This window comes from Brevundimonas vesicularis, from assembly GCF_014204545.1.
GTDB lineage: Bacteria > Pseudomonadota > Alphaproteobacteria > Caulobacterales > Caulobacteraceae > Brevundimonas > Brevundimonas vesicularis_B.
The window spans coordinates 131,170-147,932 of sequence record NZ_JACHLJ010000004.1; the positions used below are offsets into that span (position 1 = coordinate 131,170).

Consider the following 16,763-nt stretch of genomic DNA (forward strand, 5'->3'; position numbering starts at 1 on the left):
GGCCAGAAAGCTTCGCGAGGAAGATCTTGATGCGTCACCGTTCCCTTCTGTCCGCCGCCTGCGCGGCTGTTGCGCTGATGAGCGCCGCGCCTGCCCTGGCCCAAATGCCGCCCGCGCCGGCTCCGGCCGCGCCCGCGACGCCTGACGCCTTCACCTATCAGGACATGATCTCGGCCAACCGGTTAGGCGATCCGCAGGTGTCGCCGGACGGCCGCTATGTCGTCTATTCGGTCACGACCACCGATGTTCAGGCCAACAGCCGCGCCGGCAGCCTGTGGATCCTGGACCTGAGCGCGCCGGACACGGCCCCGCGCCGCCTGGCCATCTCGGATCAGGGCGCCAACACCGCGCGCTGGGGCGGGGACGGCAATCTGTACTTCCTGTCGGGCAAGTCGGGCGCGAGCCAGGTCTGGCGTGTGGCCTCGCCCACGTCGGCGCCGGTTCAGGTGACGAACCTGCCGACCGACGTCAACGCCTATCGGATCAGCCCGTCGGGCGACAAGGTGGCGGTGTCGCTGGCCGTCTATCCCAATGCGGCCGACCTGAACGCCTCGGTCCAGCAGGGCAAGGCCATCGCCGAGCAGAAGACGACGGGCCAGGTCTATGACCGCATTTTCGTGCGTCACTGGGACACCTGGAACGACCACACCCAGAACCACCTGTTCGTCCAGTCGATCGGCCGCGACGGCAAGGCCACGGGCACGCCGACCTGGATCACCAAGGGCTTTGACGGCGACACGCCCTCCAAGCCCTTCGGCGACGAAAGCGAGTTCGTCTTCACGCCGGCGGGCGACGCCGTGGTCTTCTCCGCCCGTCTCGCCGGTCAGACCGAGCCGTGGAGCACAAACTTCGACCTGTGGAAGACCAACGGCCTGTCGGGCGACGGCACCTTCACCAACCTGACCGACGGCAACGACGCCTGGGACACCGGCCCGGTCTTCTCGCCGGACGGACGGACCCTGGCTTATCGCGCCATGGCGCGGCCGGGCTTCGAGGCCGATCGCTATCAGATCGTGCTGATGGACGTCGAAACGGGCCCGAAGCGCGAGATCGCCTCGAACTGGGATCGCTCGGCCGACACGCTGCAATGGTCGCGCGACGGCCAGACGCTGTACACGACGGCGGGCGACGTTGGTTCGACCAAGCTGTTTTCGGTGGATACGCGCAACGGCGTGGTCACGCCGATCACGGGCGCGGGCCACGTCTCGGCCTTCCAACAGACGCCCTCGGGCTTCGTCTTCGCCCAGGACAGCCTGCGCGAGCCGGGCGACCTGTATTTCAAGACCTATCTGGGTCGGGAAATGGCGCGCCGACTGACGCAGTCCAATCCCGCCTTCGCCGCCAAACAGTTCGGCGAGTATGAGCAGTTTAGCTTCGCCGGCTGGAACAACGAGACGGTCCACGGCTATGTCATCAAGCCGGCCGGCTATGTCGAGGGTCGCAAATATCCGGTCGCCTTCCTGATCCACGGCGGGCCGCAGGGCTCGTTCGGGGACGGCTGGTCCTATCGCTGGAACCCCGAGACCTACGCCGGCGCGGGCTATGCGGTGGTGATGATCGATTTCCACGGCTCCACCGGCTACGGCCAGGCCTTCACTGACGCGATCAGCCAGCATTGGGGCGACCGCCCTCTGGAAGACCTGCAGAAGGGCTGGGCGGCGGCTCAGGCGAAATACAGCTTCCTGGACGGCGACAACGCCTGTGCGCTGGGCGCCTCCTATGGCGGCTATATGATCAACTGGATCGCCGGCAACTGGTCCAATGAATTCAAGTGCCTGGTGAACCACGACGGCGTCTTCGACACCTTCGGCATGGGCTATTCGACCGAAGAGCTGTGGTTCACCGAATGGGAATACGGCGGCACGCCGTGGGACAAGCCGGAGGGCTATCAGAAGTTCAACCCGGCCAACCACGTCGACAACTGGAAGACGCCGATGCTGGTGGTTCAGGGCGACCGCGACTTCCGCATCCCGACCGCCCAAGGCCTGTCGACCTTCACCGCCCTGCAACGGCGCGGCATCGACAGCCGTCTGATCGTCTTCCCCAACGAAAACCACTGGGTGCTGAAGCCGGCCAACAGCCTGCAATGGCACAATGAGGTGTTCGGCTGGCTGAACAAATATCTGACGCCGGATCAATAGAGGCGGGTTAGTCCTAACACGAAAAGGGGGCGCAGCCGCGAGGCCGCGCCCCCTGTCTTATGCTCAAGGTCTCTGGCTCAGAGCGACGCCCGCGTCTGTGCGGAGGCGACCAATCGATTGTACTGATGCTCGGTCATGCAACGGGGCGTCGTCCAACGCTGGGCGTTCTGACGCGCGGCGACCACTTCTTGTGCAGTTACGAAAACCGGGGCTGCGCCAAACTCTCGCTGATAGGCGCGGCGCGTGGCGATGTCGGTCTTGCATGCCATGACGGCCCGCGGCGTGGCGGGGCTGACGGGTTCACGCGGCTGGGCAAGGCTGGGAGACACAGCCGCGGCCATGGCGGTGATGATAAGGGCAGGCGTGAGAAAACGGGTCATCCGGGGCATCCTCCATGGCCTGAATTAAGATCAGGACTCTGACGAAATATGCGCCTATCTGCGAGATTGTAAAGATTATGCGACAACTTCACGTCAGATCGAAGACACGCTGACCTTTCGGCTCCAAACCGGGGCTGGTGCGTTTCCTCTGGCTGACGGAGACGAGCGATTGTCAAACCCACGGAATTGGCGGACTTTTCGGGCCGACCTGAATGAGCGGGCGTGGGCTCCGGCGGCCGTGCGTCTGCGCACCTGGCGCGACTGGGTGCGCGATAACGATCCCGTCTATGCGGCGGCTCGACGACCGGGGACGGCGGAAAAATGGGCGGCGGGCGTGGTGCTGGTCCTCGTGGCGGTCGTCGTTCTGTTTCTGGCCCTGTTCGACTGGAACATGCTGCGTGGACCCATCGGCCGCTGGGCCTCGGCCAAATACGAACGCGAAATCGCCCTGACCGGCGATCTGGACGTCAATCTGTTCAGCTGGACGCCGTCCGCCGTGGTGCGGGGGCTGAAGATTGGCGGCCCGGACTGGGCGCGCGATCGCGACACGGCCGACGTCGATGAGGTCCAGGCCTCGGTTCGGCTGAGAAAGCTGCTGGCCGGGCAGGTGGAGATGCCCCTGCTGAGCTTCACTCGGCCCCGGGTCGTGCTGATCTCCACCAAGGACGGCCGCAAGAGCTGGCAGTTGAATCCGAACAAGCCCGACAACGGCGAAGGGCTGAACCTGCCGGTGATCCAGCAGCTGGTCATCAAGGACGGCCAGCTGATCTTTGAGGAACAGCGGCGCGGACTGACGCTGGAGGCGGCGGTCAATGCGCGCGAAGCATCCAGCGGCCAGGCCGGTTTCGTGCTGGACGGGCGCGGCGATGTGCGCGGCGCGCCCATGACCGTCAGGATCGAGGGCGGTCCCTTCATCAACATCCGGCGCGACCGTCCCTATCGGTTCGAGGCCGATGTGGCCGGGGCGGACTCGTCCCTGGTCGCCAAGGGGGCGATCACCCGACCGTTCGATCTGGGGCGGTTCGACGCGACCATGACGATCCAGGGACGCAATATGTCGGACCTGTATCTGCTGACCGGCGTCGCCCTGCCCAATACGCCGCCGTATCGGCTGTCGGGCGCGCTGAACCGCGATCGGCGGACCTGGACCTTCAAGGATTTCGACGGACGCGTCGGCGCGTCCGATCTGTCGGGCGAGGTGAAGGTCCAGTCGGGCCAGCGGCTGCGCGTCGACGCGGACTTGACCTCGCGCCGTCTGGACATCGACGACCTGGCCGCTGTCCTGGGCGCGCGGACCCGGACCAATGCGGCAGGCACCGACACGGAGGCGCCGGTCGTGGTCGGCGGCAAGCTGCTGCCCGACGCCAAGCTGCAGACCGAACGACTGCAGACCATGGACGGCGCCCTGTCCTATCGGGCCGGATCGGTGAAGGCGAACGCCTTCGACGTGCGTCAGGTGAACCTGGGCGCCGACCTGAAGGACGGCATCCTGAAGCTGGATCCGATCAGCTTCGATTTCAACCGGGGAGCGCTGAACGGCACGGCGAGGATCGATGCGACCAAGGATAGCCCCTACAGCACCGTCGATCTGCGTCTGGCCGGCTATCCGCTGGAATCCATCATCCCGGCGCGCAATGGCTCGGCGCCCGTCACCGGCAGGGCGCTGGGCCGGGCGAAGCTGGAGGGATCGGGGGCCTCGATCCACGACTTCGCCGCCGCGTCGAAAGGCTCGCTCAGCCTTGTGGTGCCGAACGGCAAGATGCGGGCGGCCTTCGCCGAACTGCTGGGCATCAACGCCAGCGCGGGGCTGCTGAAGCTATTGAGCGGAGACCAGTCCGAAAGCCAAATCCGCTGCGCCGTCGCCGACTTTAACGTCAGCGGCGGCACGGCGACCGCCCGAACCTTCGTCATCGACACCGATGTGGTGCTGGCCCAGGGCAAGGGCAGCATCAACCTGGGCGCCGAGACGATGAACCTGCGGATCGAGGGCGAATCCAAGAAGCCGCGGCTGTTGCGCCTTTGGGCGCCGATCACCGTCTCCGGCCCGCTGACCGCGCCCAAGGTCGGGGTCGATGTCGGTTCGGTGGTATCGCAGGGCGGCCTGGCGGGCCTGCTGGGCGCGGTCGTGGCGCCGGTGACGGCCCTGTTCGCCTTCGTTGATCCGGGCCTGGCCGAGGACGCCGACTGCGGCCGGCTGATCGCCAACGCCCGCTGATCGTTCATGACGACGACCAATCCGGCGATCCGAGCGTATTGTGGGTGATGGAGCCTTTTGCATGACACGCCGTGGACTGTTTGCGCCTGCCCTTGGGCTTCTCGCCGCCGCCTGCTCGCCTCTGAGCCTGCTGAACACCCTGGGGCCGAGGGACGGCGGCGTGCGACGCGTCGCGCGCGACGTCCCCTATGGCGACGATCCGCGCCAGCAGATGGATCTCTATGCGCCGACCGCGCCGGGACCGTATCCAACCCTAGTCTTCTTCTATGGCGGCGGCTGGGATTCTGGCTCGCGCAGCCAGTATGGCTGGGCGGCGCAAGCCTTGGCGGCGCGTGGGTTTGTGGTCGCCCTGCCGGACTACCGCGTCGTGCCCCAGGTCGTCTTCCCGGCCTTTATCGAGGACGCCGCCGCCGCCACGGCCAAGGCGGCCGAGGTGGTCGGTCAGTACGGCGGCGATCCGGCGCGGCTCGGCGTACTGGGCCATTCGGCGGGCGCGCATCTGGCGATGATGATCGCCTTGGACCGACGCTATATGGCCGCCGTCGGTCGGCCCGATCTGATCAAGGCGGCCGCAGGTCTCGCGGGCCCTTACGACTTCCTGCCGTTCGACGTGGCGGCGTCGCAGAACGCCTTCGGCCGTGCGCCGGACCCGACCCTGACCCAGCCCGTGACCTTCGTCCGCGCCGACGCCCCGCCGATCTGGCTGGGCCACGGCACGGCCGACACGGTGGTCCACGACGAGGACACGGTCATTCTGGATCAGCGGATGCGCGCGGTTGGCGGGCGCTCGGAGGCCAAGCTCTATCCGGGTCTGGACCACGCCGACCTGATCGCGACCTTTTCGCCCCTGTTCCGCAAGAAGGCGACGGTGCTGGCCGATGTGACGGAGTTCTTCCACCGGCAGCTGGGCTGAACCGACGAAGAGTGGTGCGGGCGGCCGGGGTCGAACCGGCACTCCTTTCGGAACTGGATTTTGAGTGCTGGGGTCCGACCGCATTTTCAATCGCTTACCTGAGTTGCGGCGCTCTCACGGCGCTTAGAGCAACGAAGGCTGCGCCGCTGCCGCTGTCAGGTCCAGCCCCCGGCTGATCAGCAGCTCGGCCGCGCCAGGCGCATTCCCGCCCTGGATCGAATAGACCGTCTTAACGGCCTCGACGTCGGCCCAGGCGAACATCTCGCGGATCTCCGGCCGGTCGTTGATCGACAGCAGGAAACGCCCCTCGATCGTCCGCAGCTTGTCGGCCATCCGCTGAAAATCGTCGCGCGAAAACATGCCGGCGCCGTAGTCGCCCTCGCCGCCCCAATACGGCGGGTCCAGATAGAACAGGCTGCCGGCGCGATCGTAGCGGCTGATGAAGGCCAGCCAGTCCAGGTTCTCGATTACGACCCCGGCCATCCGGTCATGCAGCTGGCGCAGGCGCGGCTCGATCTTCGTCAGGTCGAAGTTGTGGGGGCTGGTCGGACTGACGCCATAGGACCGGCCGGCGACCTTGCCCCCGAATCCCAGCGTCTGAAGGTAGAGGAACCGGGCCGCCCGCTCGATGTCCAGCAGGTCGCCATCGGGCGTCTCGCGGATCCGCTCGAACTCCGCCCGCGCCGCCGGCCGCCACGCCAGTTCGCGGATCAGGGCGTCGGGGAAGCGCTGGGCGACGCGGAACAGGGTCACGACGTCGCCGCTCAGATCATTGATCACCTCGACGGCCGGGCGAACCCGCCGACGCAGGAACACGCCGCCCATGCCGATGAACGGCTCGCAATAGGCGTCATGAGGCGTGGCGGCCAGCACGCCGCAGATCCGGCGGACCAGATGCCGCTTGCCGCCCAGCCACGCTGTCGGCGGCTCGCAGGGCGCGACGGGGCGCTGATCAACGATGAGAACATTACGAGAACAATTCATTTGCGGAGTCGCCTTTTGCACGAGTAGGAGTCCCCGGCTCGCGTGAGCGGGGGCGGCGATCAGCCGGACGGCCGATCGGTCCTGGTCGTGCGGGGTAAGGCCCACAGATCGACGCGTTGGCGCGCGACGATCCCGCCCCGGACGGGGGGCGAAATGAAGGAGGAGGAAGGGCATGCCGATCGACAAACCGGGTTCGTCACGACCGATGCCGCTGTCAGAGCTGATGCGGCTGGAGTCCGAGCTGGCCGCGCGCGTCGTGCGCAATCCACCGCCGCATCCCAGCCTGCCGGCGACGCCGGGGCCGGGGTCGAATGTCGCCTATGTGTCGAAGGAAGAGAACGACCGCCTGGTCAGCGCCGCCTTGGCGCTGGGCATGGGTCAGTTCGCCAGGATGACGGCGGACGAAACCCATAGGCTCGCGGCGCGCCTCTCGCGCCGATGAGCCGTGGGCTACAAGAAGCCGGAGAACCGGGGACTCGGCCATCATCTCAGCGTGGCCCCGCACATGACGGTGTCGCAGCTGCGCCGCGACCACTGGACAATCTCGACTCGGTGCCCGCGATGCCATCTGGATTGCTGGGTGGACCTGTCGGTCGTCATTCGACTGTCGGGACCGCAGGTGAAGCTGTGGAACCGCTGGGCGCGCTGCAGGCGCTACGGCTGCCCTGGCCGAATGGTCTTTCTGTTCACGCCGCCCGGCGAGCCGACGGGTGTCTTCTGGCCCATGCACGACCCGCCCGACGCGCGCGTGAAGGCGACGATCAGCGACGATCCGGAGCTGTAACGAGGTGCTGAACTTCTATCGCGACGACACGACGCCTGACGACATCCGACGCGGCGATCAGTGCGCCCTGGTCTGCCAGTGCGGCAGCAGCGTCATCCCGGCCTGGGCGAAGCTGCCCCAGGCGCAGCGCTTCACGCCCTTGCGTGACATGCGCGCGAAGATGGTCTGCAAGCGATGTGGAAACCGCCGACCGCAGATCGTGATCCGAGGACACCATGGCAGCGGGGGCCAGCTGACGGAGTTATGGCGATGGCCGCCGGCGAACCGGACCTGACCTGACGATCAGTAGCAGCACCCAAATAAGATCGTTGCGGAAATATCTCGGGTTGTGCAACACGGAGGAAAATTTTGGGGGAATTAATGTCAGATTCGAGCGACGTAACGGCGTCCAACAACTACATCGACAGTGAGCTCATCGAGCGCCTGAAAAAGGTTGAGGAGTGTGCGGACGCTGACGTCATCGCATGCATTCATCCGATCATGACGCCTTTCGACGACATTATTCGGCAGCTGATGGACGATCTCGCCGATAAGCGGGACAACCTGTTGGTTATCCTCGAGACGGATGGCGGTTCGATCGAAACAACCGAGCGTATCGTATCGGTTTTGCGGCACCATTATCCGCGAGGCGAGATTTCGTTTCTGATCCCAAACCGAGCCATGTCCGCAGGCACCATCCTCGTCATGAGCGGAGATCGTATCTTGATGGACTACTATTCGGTCCTAGGGCCTATCGACCCTCAGATTGAGAACGCTAGCGGGGTATGGGTTCCGGGTCTCGGATACTTGGAAAAATACAAGGAAATCATTGAGAAGTCGGCTAACGGCGATCTCAGTCAGGCCGAGCTCGCCTTCCTTCTTGATAAGTTTGATCCAGCGCAGCTGCACTGGCTGGAACAGGCTCGTGAGCACGGTGTCGATCTGCTCAAGCAGTGGTTGGTTCAGTACAAGTTCAAAAACTGGCTCACAACCGAAGGCCGTAAGATTCCTGTCACTGCCGACATGAGGACGGAAAGGGCGGCGAGCGTGGCCGAAAAACTCAACGATACGAAGCTTTGGCGCTCCCACGGCCGAGGCCTTTCGATCGACGTCGTCCGGAATACGCTTGGCCTTGTCGTGGAAGATTTCGGCCGCGATGCGGAACACGTCGAGTTGAATAGGCGTATTTCTGCCTATTATAGGCTCTTAAAGGACTATATGGGACGACGCGGTTGGAACTACGCCGTCCAAACTCACGAAGGTCGTTTCGTTTTCTGAAGGATGCAAAGCATGGCTGATATTAACGAAATCCTACGCATGAACCCCGCCGCCGCCGCTGGATTTGATGGAGTGCGTCAAGCCTTGGCTGATGTGAAGAAGCTGCGAGAGGCTGGCATCGCGAAGGGACCCGCGCTGCCGTCCTTTGGTGCGCCGAAATCTCTCAATGACCTAAAGCTTGGCTCGAAGCGCGCAATCTACAACCGCGCGGGAGCCTAAACGCAAGAGAGGCCGCCACCCCGAAGGATGGCGGCCCTAGCAGCGGAGCCTGAAGCTCGACGCTGGATCATTTCGGTGACGTCAACGAAATGGTCTAGCCCGGCTGCGGTGGCGCAGCCGCTGCCGGACATCCGAACGGGAGGTCCGCCCCGCTCAACACGGCCCAGCGGCAAATCCGCCCCACCGCCGCCCAGCCTCGATCGCCCCAGGCCTCGACCGCGTCATCGTGAGCCGTCAGCGCCGCGTCGCTGTCCAGATCGGCTGGCGACAGCTGGGGCTGGGCCTCGACCCGCAGATCGGCACTGAAGCCGAGTCAGAACATCTTGCGGAGCCTGACGCGACGGGCACTTCACAGCTTGGGAGAGTAAAGCGGCCCGCCGCACGGGGTGGCGCATCTAGCCGGGCCACCACCCTCACAGGCCGGCTCCGCGCAACTAACTCAGATCAACGACACCGCGTTCCGGAAGTCCGAAAAACGACAAAAGCCGCCGTCCTCGAAAGGTCGGCGGCAGTCGGAAAACACATGAGCCGACTTCGCGATCGGCTAGCCAGATAACCACAAAGCGCTGCGTCAGGTCCCGTTAATCCACTCAAGCTTGGCATTTGCAGCGTCGATTTTGATTGGTAAATCAGCGCGTTTAGTTCGGAGCGATCAATGCAACGCAAACCTATCGAAGAGCTGTGTGAGCTAGCGCGCTGCGGGGGCAGCATCACAATCTATGCCGACACGCGTTCCGCTGACGAACTTATCCAGCTCGCGAGCGCGCTACGCCATGGGGCAAAGCTCACACTGAATGGCACAGCGATGCGGCCGAATGAGGAGCTATGTCGGATCGCAAAAGGGTCGCCGGGAAACGTCACTTTCACGGGCTAGAGGGCTCGCGAGAATACCAGAGCCCACGTCGCTGCTCTTTCAGCTTCAGCCACTCATCAACCAGCCGCCGCTCCGCGATCAGCGTTTCGACGGCAAGGGCGCGGGCCGCGTCGCAGCTGACCACCTGGGCGCCGCGCTGCATATAGGTCGCGTCGAGATCGGCGTCCGTCGGATGATCCGGCAGCACAGCCAGCGCGCAGGGCTGGGTCGACGCATCAGGGAGCGCCAGGCGCGGCGGGGCAACCGGCCGGGGCGATGTCGCACAGGCGGCGGTCATGATTGCGAAGGCGAGCGGCGCGATCGGCCGCGAGAGGATTGATCGCATCAGGGGCGCTCCGGGCTTGGGTGATAGATTCGGCGGTGGCGGCTTCGACGCGCACGCGGATGTCGCCATAGGCTTCCGTGCGTCGGACCTGCTCGGCGTTGCCCTGGGCTTCCAGACCGCGCGCCGAGGCGTCGCTCTCCGCGCGATCGGCCCGCGCTTCCGCCCGATCCAGACGCGCCTCGGCCGACCACGGCAGCCAGGCCCACAGATTGTTCCAGCCCCAGGCGATCAGGGCGATGGCCATCAGCAGAGCGATGCCGGCGATCAGCCAGCCCAACGGCGTAAGGGTGCGAGTCATGCCTCATTCACCGTCACGGGCACGCCGGCGGCGTTGAGGCGGATCACCTGAACCGCCGGCAGCGCGAAGCCGGCGGGCCAGCGCATGCCGCCCTTGGCCAGCCGATCCTTGGCGATGCGAGTGATCGAGACGGCATTGCCCTGATTGCCGCCCAGGACGTGGAAGTGGCTCGCATCCTCGCCGATGTAGAAGCCGACGTGACCGCCGCCCGTGCGCGTGAAGACCAAGACACAGCCCAGACGTGGCCCAACTAGCTGACGGCCCCACGTCGCCCAGGACGAGGCGCGGACGGCCATCGCCGGCGATGCCAGTCCGGCCATCATCATGCACATGGCCACGAAGGTGCCGCACCACGCCGTCTCGTCATCGATGACTTTGATGCCCAGCACCTTGGCGCCGAGCTTCTGGATCCAGCCCATAATGATCGGGCTGTGTTTGGGTCCGACGATTTCACGCACGCCGATTTGCTGGCGGGCGAACGCCAGCCAGGCAGGCTCTTTCGAGGCCATGGTCTTCTCCGGATTTTCAGGGTTAGCTGGCCGCCATGAAGGGCGACCAGGATCGTGAACCAGGGCGGCTGTTCATTGCCGCTTTCGTCATCATTCTGCTCGCCAACGTCGTGGCTGCAGTATGGGGCTTGGTCCGTGCTGTCTGGCACTGATGCGAACAGAGTGCGTATCCCGGTCTGCGGGTGGCCAGATTGTCAGTAGGGCTTGCGCGTATTGGGTGTGAGTTATAGCGTCAGGGTTGAGCCTCAAGGCTCGCTCTAGCGGGGAGCTATGGCCGACGGTTCCGCAAATGCCCCGGCCAGTTTCGCAGGATCAGAAGACTACAGGAGCCCGCTATGGGGTGCTTGGATTGCTCCGCGTCCGCTTTGAAACTTCATCAGATCGACGATCCGGAAGGGGCGGCCGACGTCATCGACTCAATGTTGGCGAAGGCCCTGATCCAACGGCCATCAAGTGCAGAAGAGTGCGTCGCATTAATCGATCTTGTCATCAGTAGTTTGGAACGCGACCAGCAGCTTCGAGATGACCAGGCTGATGTGCAGGGACTTCGTTCTGTGAGGGCATTTCTAGCCGAGATCCGATGACCGTCGAGTTGCTGGGGTGGGGATGCGCCCGACGGTCGCATATGCTTAGGTTGCTGCCATGCCGATGCAGCACGATAACGGAAGCCCGCTATGGGGCGCGCCGGAGCCGAAGTGGTCAGGCAAGGTGCGCGTGGCCGTACTGGTCCTCGCTAGCCTTGCTGCATGGGGGGTGGTCGCCGGCGGCGTGTTCATGCTGACGCGTTGGATTGCGAGCTGACAGGCCCCTGGCGTAGCGATCAATGCACACCAATATAAACGCCATGATCGGTGAACTTCTCTATTTCGCGCATCGCCACGCCCGCGTTCTGATCGTGACGGCGGCAATCGGTTTCGCATTCAGCCTGGTGTCCGGCGGCGAGGCATTCGCTCACCATATTCACTGGCGCTGACGCGGGCTCAGTTCGTTAGCGAGCGGCTGAAAGACCGCTTCATCACCCGCGAAGCGCAGGTCTCAAATCGACCCTAAGCCGACCTTCAGCACCTATTTGTTCAGATGGTCAGCCGAAGGCTTAATGAAGGTGCGAAGCTTGGTGTCGATACCGGTCGAAATTCGCCACAACTCAGCTTGATCGACTACGCCGTGATGCTCCCAACTCGCTTCTACGAAGACGCCCTCGACAAGGAAAGCTATTCTGCAAATCCGCGAGGCAGCTCCAGCTTGGCAGACAATGAGAGGCCACTGTCGGTCTGTTGTGACGATTGGGTCATCTTCTCCCCCGCCTGCCTTAAGCCTAGAAAATGCATACCAGTTGGGTGACTTGGGGATGCCGCTTGGATCGAGCATTTCATCGACCCTAGAAGCGATCAAAGGCCTAGCCTGGGGTGAAAAAACGCCTTCGGGACGCTCCCCAAATGGAGGTGAGGTCCATCGCATTCGCTCCATCATCAAAACTCGAAAACCCCGCACGCTGTCTCCGAGCGCGGGATCCTTCTGCCTACACCCATAGGTTAAGGCGGCCTCACCGAGACTGAGGTTGCAGAATTCAATGACAGCGGTTTGTTCACCCGCACTAGCCGTGAGGATATCTGCTCGTCTTGCGGCTTCAAAAGTGAAGGAGCCGAAAGCCATCTGCGCCGGACTTTCACGACAAGAACCTAAAACACAGGCAAGTGTGCCGACGACGACCAGCAAAGTTGATCTCAAATCCATAGGCCTATCGTAGCATCAAAGATGTCTTTTGGCTTTCTGCCTGCCCGGAACAATGGCCGCTCTCCACCCATCTCAGACATTCGCCGAGCCCGCTTGTGACGAACCCTGTTCGTCAGGCGAACAGGCCGTTGAACCAAATCGTCAGGGCGGCGGCGGCGATGATCACCAGCGCGAAGCAGATGACGGTGATGCGCAGGCCGTGATGCGGCTGATCTGATACCGGCCGATCGAGCAGCCCAGCTGGTGGCAGCTTCATCGCCGCCTCGGCCGCCCAATCCTCGCGACGGATCAGAGTAAACAGGCGGATCGCCATGACGCTCCAGGGCGGCGGGCTGCGATCCCGCTGCACGAAGTCCAGAACAATGAGGGAAAAGGCCAGCGAGCAAAGCGCGCCAAGCGGCAGCAGCGGGGACATATGCTCGACCCTGACTAGGCGGCCAGGGAATACTGTTGTCGCCCCCCTGACCATCAGGAAGATTGCAATCAGGAACACGACCAGCCGAAGGAACCAACTGCCCGAGATCCGCGTGTGGTAGGTCGGCCCGAGCAACCGGAACACGACCGTCATCACTCCACCTGCCGACAGGAACAGCATCCCCGTCAGAACGACCCATGCGTGATGCGTCATGACGACGCCTCCTTGCTTTCCACGGCGGCCCGAAGGCCGGCCTTGATGATGCGCCCCACCAGATTGAAGAAGCCGCGCGGATCGTTGGCGGCCATCCAGCCGATCGCCAGCGCCACGACGCGGAAGTCCAGCACCTTGACCAGGGCGACAATCGACGGCGTCGCCGCCTCGGCCGCCACCGGCCCCGCAAAGACGCCGATGCACAGCGACAGCCAAGCGCGCACCCGCGCCTCGCGCGTCGCGCCCTTGGACCCATAGGCCGGGATCATGCCGAGGCCGCCCGCGATCAGGCCGCCGCACAGGCCCCAGAACAGAGGCAGTTCACGCGGGTCGAACATCCGTTCCTCCGATAGTCAGGCACGTCAGGAACGATGGCTGGCGTTAACGCTGAACTGCATCCCGCGCTTGCGTAGGGTGCACGCTTCGTAGTGAATTAGGCCCATGGGCACGTACGAAGACGAGACCATTGGTTTTTGGCTGAACAAGCCCGTGTCCGAGATCGTCGCGGCCTGCGCCAGCCTGCACGCTTGGCGCCGTCAAGCACTGGCGGAATCCGAAATGAACCTCGTGTTCGGAGCGCGACTAGGTCTATCCAGCAGGCTCAAGGGGCGCGGCATAGAGGTAGGGGCGGGGGCTCGGCCCTTCCCAGTGCCGGATCACCTGCAGGTGGCCTATGGAGACATTCGCGACGAACCCGCTCTCGCCGCCTATTTTGGCGTCGATGCGGTATCGGGGGGCGACACCTTCATCGACGCCCAGACCTTCGCCGGCATCCCCGCGAGCAGCGCCGACTTCATCATCAGCGCTCATGTGATCGAGCATCTGCTTGACCCTATCGGTGCGATCCTGGCTGCTGCACGCGTCTTGAAAAGGGGAGGCCAGATGATCCTGGTGGCGCCCGAGCGGACGAAGACTTTTGATCAGTTGCGTCCTGACACGACCTTGGACCACCTGATTGCCGATGCGCTTGATGGCGGTGCTGGCACACGTCTTGACGCCTATCGCGAGCACGTCAGGTTCGTGCATCCATTCCTCACTGGCGAAGCTATTCCTGACAAGGACGTGGACGCCCATGCGGAACGTCTGCTCTCTGCCGGAATGGACATCCACGTTCATGCCTGGGGGCTGGACGCGCTAACCGAACTCGTCGAGCACTGCTGCAGGATCACCACGCTATCAGTCGAATGTGCACTGTCTGTCGGAAACGAGAACGCGTTCGTCCTGCGCAAGCGCGGCTAGATTTCGTAGTCGAACGACAAAACGAGACGCGCATTTTTGACGCCGGCATAGGCCGCCGCGCTCAGGATCAGGTTCAGCAGCGCGCCGATCCCGAACACGGTGAAGGGTTCCGCCACCCAGCGGATGAAACGAGCCATGGAGGTCTCCGAATGTCAGGCCGTGGTGGAACAGCCGTTGGGCGGCTTGGGGAACCCGTCAGTTCCATGGAGCGCTGGCACCCCATGGAACTCATCTTGCTTTTCATTGGCGCTGTCGTCCTGGCCGGCGCCCTGTTCGCGGTGTCAGGCAGCTTCGAGAGCTGGCGAAAGCCTCGCGAGATTACCGACAGGGACGCCGACGGCGAACCGGACGAGCCGAACGGCCCTGCCAAAGACCTTTAGGTTTCGGCGGGCGACGGGGTGACAGGGACGGCCTCGGGATCAGCGGGAGGCAAGGGCTGCAAGCTCGCCACGCGTGTCTGTCCGCTTTCAAGGCTCAACTGCATAGTCGTCAAAAGGCGCTCTGCCTTCTGCTTCGTGCCCTCGGCCACTAATGTCGCGGCCGACTTCGGAATGTCATCCAGGCTGGCCGCCACGTGGGCTTCCAGCACCTCACGGAAGGCCTTGGCCTCCTTGCCCGCCATGATGGACACAAACGTTTCGGCGTAAGGCAGCTGAATGGCCTTGGTGATTTCATCGGCCGCAGCAAGGATCGGCGCTTCCGCTTCCTGCACAGCTCTCAGGCGTTCGCGTGACGCCTCAGCTTCAGCTTTCGCGTCAGCCAGTTTTTCGGCATCGGTTTTCACAGTGGCCATGACAGGCTCCTTGGGTTGAGGGTTAGACATTGTCGGAGAACTCGACGTTGACGTAGACGAGGTCCACGTCGCCGCTCTTGGCCACCAGTCCGACAAACAGGGCGGTCTTGGTCTCACCGGCCGCCAGCGTCGTGCTGAACACGGGCGTGAAGCCGGTCGAGGGATAGCTGATCGAAGCGTCGCCAGAGACGCGGGACCAGTTGCAGGTTGCGCCCGATGTGCCGGTGTAACAGGTGACGATCACATCGTTCAGGGCGGTGCTGACCGATCCGGCCCCCGTGCGTGATCGGCTGATCTGCGTCGGCGTCACCTTGGCCCAGAACGAAGGCAGGGGTGTGGGGCCGTAGGCGCCGACCTGATCGACCCAGAACCCGGCATTGGCCTTCGTCATGGAGCCGAGGGCGATATTGCTTGGCCCGACCCATTCGACCAGATTGTCAGGCCCAAACGGCGCCCCCCAAGCCATCACCTTGCGGGTCGCGCCCCAGACCGTCTGGATCGTGTCGCTGGCATTGTCGAAGACGGTGTTGTCGCCAAAATAGATTTGCTCGGCGTCCAGGGCGATGAAGTTGCCGAAGGCGGAGGATTGCAGGCCGATCCGGGTCGGCTTGCCGCCCGCAGCGTCTGCGATCTTGTACCAGCTGGCCAAAGCATTCTGGCTCTCCAGATCGAGGATGGCGAGCGACTGGTCGGTGAGCGAAGCGGACAACGCCGCCGCCGAGGCGTCATCGGTCCACGGCGTGCAGACCAGGCCACGTTCCAGCTTGATCCGACGCCAGCCTGCTGCACCCCCAGCGCCGAACGTCGCGGCGGCATCCATTTGCAGTCTGACCTGAACAGCGCTGGCGGGGGCGAGGAAGCCCTCACTCTTGCGCAGCGACCAGTCACCGGCCGGATATTCCACCGACTGCGGCGGACCGACTTGCGACCCGCCGGCGTCGAGATAGAAGGCAAGCGCCCGAACCGTTCCGCTGATGGTGTCGGCGGCGGCAAGCTCGGCTTGCAGCGAGTAACGCTCGCCGCCATTGATCGAGGCTGCGGGCGATATGGCCCCGAAGTTCTCCCCGACGGCGTTGGGCGCCGCCGCCACGAACTGGGGACCGTCGGCAGTGACCGGATAGGCCTCGACCGACCGCAAGCCGAAGCGCGTCCAGCCCTTCATGCCCTGCGCGCCCGAGCTGTTGCTGACGATGTTGGCGCGAGGGTTCTGCCGAACCGACAACTGATTCACGGCTTCGGCGCGGATCAGGGCCTCGGTAGCGAGGGCCTTCTCCAGATCGATGATCTCGGCTTCGGCATTGGTCGTTCTTGCCGTCAGAGCGTTCAGCGACGCCACGCTGGCCTTGTTGGCGATCAGGTCCAGATCGACGGATTTCAGGCCCTGGATCTGGCCCAGCAGCGACGGCGCACCGTCGCGCGCCGACGTGACCTCGCCCTTCAGCGTGTTGTATTCGCTCAGCGCGACCTTGC

The 16,763-nt window shown here is 64.0% G+C and carries 22 protein-coding genes; 11 read left to right on the forward strand and 11 right to left on the reverse strand.

Going from position 1 to position 16,763, the window contains the following annotated elements; genetic code table 11:
* The first annotated feature begins 29 nt into the window (after window positions 1-29).
* Window positions 30-2,141 (forward strand): S9 family peptidase, encoded by a 2,112-nt coding sequence (locus tag HNP47_RS14705; RefSeq protein WP_184280139.1) that lies wholly within the window; start codon window positions 30-32, stop codon window positions 2,139-2,141.
* 77 nt (window positions 2,142-2,218) lie between these two features.
* Here the strand turns inward: HNP47_RS14705 and HNP47_RS14710 are convergent, their stop codons facing one another.
* Window positions 2,219-2,521 (reverse strand): hypothetical protein, encoded by a 303-nt coding sequence (locus HNP47_RS14710; RefSeq protein ID WP_254607519.1) that lies wholly within the window; start codon window positions 2,519-2,521, stop codon window positions 2,219-2,221.
* Between the two features lie 238 nt (window positions 2,522-2,759).
* On the opposite strand from HNP47_RS14710, the gene HNP47_RS14715 reads away from it, so the two are divergent.
* Entirely contained in the window at window positions 2,760-4,736 is a 1,977-nt protein-coding gene (locus HNP47_RS14715; RefSeq protein ID WP_311770085.1) for an AsmA family protein, read from the forward strand.
* A gap of 61 nt (window positions 4,737-4,797) precedes the next feature.
* Window positions 4,798-5,649, forward strand: a complete 852-nt coding sequence (locus HNP47_RS14720; protein WP_184280141.1) for an alpha/beta hydrolase — start codon at window positions 4,798-4,800, stop codon at window positions 5,647-5,649.
* Between the two features lie 123 nt (window positions 5,650-5,772).
* Here HNP47_RS14720 and HNP47_RS14725 read toward each other — a convergent pair whose 3' ends face one another.
* Window positions 5,773-6,633: a DNA adenine methylase gene (locus HNP47_RS14725; RefSeq protein WP_184280142.1), complete on the reverse strand. Its 861-nt coding sequence runs from the start codon at window positions 6,631-6,633 to the stop codon at window positions 5,773-5,775.
* Window positions 6,634-6,805: 172 nt separating this feature from the next.
* On the opposite strand from HNP47_RS14725, the gene HNP47_RS14730 reads away from it, so the two are divergent.
* From HNP47_RS14730 to HNP47_RS14750, 5 genes are all read left to right on the forward strand, one after another.
* Window positions 6,806-7,075: a hypothetical protein gene (locus tag HNP47_RS14730; RefSeq protein ID WP_184280143.1), complete on the forward strand. Its 270-nt coding sequence runs from the start codon at window positions 6,806-6,808 to the stop codon at window positions 7,073-7,075.
* Between the two features lie 3 nt (window positions 7,076-7,078).
* A complete protein-coding gene (locus tag HNP47_RS14735) occupies window positions 7,079-7,417 on the forward strand; it encodes a hypothetical protein (protein WP_184280144.1) in 339 nt (112 codons plus the stop codon).
* Window positions 7,418-7,421: 4 nt separating this feature from the next.
* On the forward strand, window positions 7,422-7,691 hold the full coding sequence (locus tag HNP47_RS14740) for a hypothetical protein (RefSeq protein ID WP_184280145.1): 270 nt from the start codon (window positions 7,422-7,424) through the stop codon (window positions 7,689-7,691).
* An 86-nt stretch (window positions 7,692-7,777) separates the two neighbouring features.
* Window positions 7,778-8,674 (forward strand): SDH family Clp fold serine proteinase, encoded by an 897-nt coding sequence (locus HNP47_RS14745; RefSeq protein WP_184280146.1) that lies wholly within the window; start codon window positions 7,778-7,780, stop codon window positions 8,672-8,674.
* A gap of 12 nt (window positions 8,675-8,686) precedes the next feature.
* Window positions 8,687-8,893, forward strand: a complete 207-nt coding sequence (locus HNP47_RS14750; protein ID WP_184280147.1) for a hypothetical protein — start codon at window positions 8,687-8,689, stop codon at window positions 8,891-8,893.
* Between the two features lie 863 nt (window positions 8,894-9,756).
* Here the strand turns inward: HNP47_RS14750 and HNP47_RS14755 are convergent.
* Genes HNP47_RS14755 through HNP47_RS14765 form a run of 3 tightly spaced genes read right to left on the reverse strand, consistent with a single transcriptional unit; the run spans window position 9,757 to window position 10,899 of the window.
* Window positions 9,757-9,954, reverse strand: coding sequence for a hypothetical protein (locus HNP47_RS14755; RefSeq protein WP_260394916.1), 198 nt, complete (start codon window positions 9,952-9,954; stop codon window positions 9,757-9,759).
* 28 nt (window positions 9,955-9,982) lie between these two features.
* Window positions 9,983-10,390 (reverse strand): hypothetical protein, encoded by a 408-nt coding sequence (locus tag HNP47_RS14760; RefSeq protein WP_184280148.1) that lies wholly within the window; start codon window positions 10,388-10,390, stop codon window positions 9,983-9,985.
* Window positions 10,387-10,899 (reverse strand): TIGR02594 family protein, encoded by a 513-nt coding sequence (locus HNP47_RS14765; protein ID WP_184280149.1) that lies wholly within the window; start codon window positions 10,897-10,899, stop codon window positions 10,387-10,389. The genes HNP47_RS14760 and HNP47_RS14765 overlap by 4 nt, the downstream gene beginning before the upstream one ends.
* Window positions 10,900-11,743: 844 nt before the next feature.
* Here HNP47_RS14765 and HNP47_RS16435 point away from each other — a divergent pair.
* Window positions 11,744-11,872, forward strand: coding sequence for a hypothetical protein (locus tag HNP47_RS16435; RefSeq protein ID WP_260394892.1), 129 nt, complete (start codon window positions 11,744-11,746; stop codon window positions 11,870-11,872).
* Between the two features lie 92 nt (window positions 11,873-11,964).
* On the opposite strand, the gene HNP47_RS14770 is transcribed toward HNP47_RS16435, so the two are convergent.
* From HNP47_RS14770 to HNP47_RS14780, 3 genes are all read right to left on the reverse strand, one after another.
* The gene (locus HNP47_RS14770; protein ID WP_184280150.1) at window positions 11,965-12,615 is read right to left on the reverse strand and encodes a hypothetical protein; all 651 of its coding nucleotides are present in this window, start codon (window positions 12,613-12,615) and stop codon (window positions 11,965-11,967) included.
* A 130-nt stretch (window positions 12,616-12,745) separates the two neighbouring features.
* On the reverse strand, window positions 12,746-13,261 hold the full coding sequence (locus tag HNP47_RS14775; protein WP_184280151.1) for a hypothetical protein: 516 nt from the start codon (window positions 13,259-13,261) through the stop codon (window positions 12,746-12,748).
* Window positions 13,258-13,599: a hypothetical protein gene (locus HNP47_RS14780; protein WP_137720728.1), complete on the reverse strand. Its 342-nt coding sequence runs from the start codon at window positions 13,597-13,599 to the stop codon at window positions 13,258-13,260. Before HNP47_RS14780 ends, HNP47_RS14775 begins: the two co-directional genes overlap by 4 nt.
* Before the next feature lie 103 nt (window positions 13,600-13,702).
* Here HNP47_RS14780 and HNP47_RS14785 point away from each other — a divergent pair, with 103 nt between their 5' ends.
* Window positions 13,703-14,500 (forward strand): methyltransferase domain-containing protein, encoded by a 798-nt coding sequence (locus HNP47_RS14785; protein ID WP_184280152.1) that lies wholly within the window; start codon window positions 13,703-13,705, stop codon window positions 14,498-14,500.
* On the opposite strand, the gene HNP47_RS14790 is transcribed toward HNP47_RS14785, so the two are convergent.
* Window positions 14,497-14,637 carry a hypothetical protein gene (locus HNP47_RS14790; protein WP_184280153.1) on the reverse strand — a complete coding sequence of 47 codons (141 nt, stop codon included), beginning with the start codon at window positions 14,635-14,637 and terminating at the stop codon, window positions 14,497-14,499. The two genes, HNP47_RS14785 and HNP47_RS14790, sit on opposite strands and share 4 nt — an antisense overlap.
* A gap of 96 nt (window positions 14,638-14,733) precedes the next feature.
* Here HNP47_RS14790 and HNP47_RS14795 point away from each other — a divergent pair, with 96 nt between their 5' ends.
* A complete protein-coding gene (locus HNP47_RS14795; protein ID WP_184280154.1) occupies window positions 14,734-14,880 on the forward strand; it encodes a hypothetical protein in 147 nt (48 codons plus the stop codon).
* On the opposite strand, the gene HNP47_RS14800 is transcribed toward HNP47_RS14795, so the two are convergent.
* The gene (locus tag HNP47_RS14800; RefSeq protein WP_184280155.1) at window positions 14,877-15,293 is read right to left on the reverse strand and encodes a hypothetical protein; all 417 of its coding nucleotides are present in this window, start codon (window positions 15,291-15,293) and stop codon (window positions 14,877-14,879) included. The two genes, HNP47_RS14795 and HNP47_RS14800, sit on opposite strands and share 4 nt — an antisense overlap.
* Window positions 15,294-15,315: 22 nt before the next feature.
* The coding region (locus HNP47_RS14805; protein WP_184280156.1) for a hypothetical protein at window positions 15,316-16,763 on the reverse strand (1,448 nt) is incomplete at its 5' end.

Bases quoted from the DNA above. Each gene is read 5' to 3' on its own strand.
- HNP47_RS14705 (WP_184280139.1), top strand. From the start codon at position 30: ATGCGTCACCGTTCCCTTCTGTCCGCCGCCTGCGCGGCTGTTGCGCTG.
- HNP47_RS14710 (WP_254607519.1), bottom strand. From the start codon at position 2,521: ATGACCCGTTTTCTCACGCCTGCCCTTATCATCACCGCCATGGCCGCG.
- HNP47_RS14720 (WP_184280141.1), top strand. From the start codon at position 4,798: ATGACACGCCGTGGACTGTTTGCGCCTGCCCTTGGGCTTCTCGCCGCC.
- HNP47_RS14725 (WP_184280142.1), bottom strand. From the start codon at position 6,633: ATGAATTGTTCTCGTAATGTTCTCATCGTTGATCAGCGCCCCGTCGCG.
- HNP47_RS14730 (WP_184280143.1), top strand. From the start codon at position 6,806: ATGCCGATCGACAAACCGGGTTCGTCACGACCGATGCCGCTGTCAGAG.
- HNP47_RS14745 (WP_184280146.1), top strand. From the start codon at position 7,778: ATGTCAGATTCGAGCGACGTAACGGCGTCCAACAACTACATCGACAGT.
- HNP47_RS14750 (WP_184280147.1), top strand. From the start codon at position 8,687: ATGGCTGATATTAACGAAATCCTACGCATGAACCCCGCCGCCGCCGCT.
- HNP47_RS14760 (WP_184280148.1), bottom strand. From the start codon at position 10,390: ATGACTCGCACCCTTACGCCGTTGGGCTGGCTGATCGCCGGCATCGCT.
- HNP47_RS14765 (WP_184280149.1), bottom strand. From the start codon at position 10,899: ATGGCCTCGAAAGAGCCTGCCTGGCTGGCGTTCGCCCGCCAGCAAATC.
- HNP47_RS16435 (WP_260394892.1), top strand. From the start codon at position 11,744: ATGATCGGTGAACTTCTCTATTTCGCGCATCGCCACGCCCGCGTTCTG.
- HNP47_RS14775 (WP_184280151.1), bottom strand. From the start codon at position 13,261: ATGACGCATCACGCATGGGTCGTTCTGACGGGGATGCTGTTCCTGTCG.
- HNP47_RS14780 (WP_137720728.1), bottom strand. From the start codon at position 13,599: ATGTTCGACCCGCGTGAACTGCCTCTGTTCTGGGGCCTGTGCGGCGGC.
- HNP47_RS14785 (WP_184280152.1), top strand. From the start codon at position 13,703: ATGGGCACGTACGAAGACGAGACCATTGGTTTTTGGCTGAACAAGCCC.
- HNP47_RS14790 (WP_184280153.1), bottom strand. From the start codon at position 14,637: ATGGCTCGTTTCATCCGCTGGGTGGCGGAACCCTTCACCGTGTTCGGG.
- HNP47_RS14800 (WP_184280155.1), bottom strand. From the start codon at position 15,293: ATGGCCACTGTGAAAACCGATGCCGAAAAACTGGCTGACGCGAAAGCT.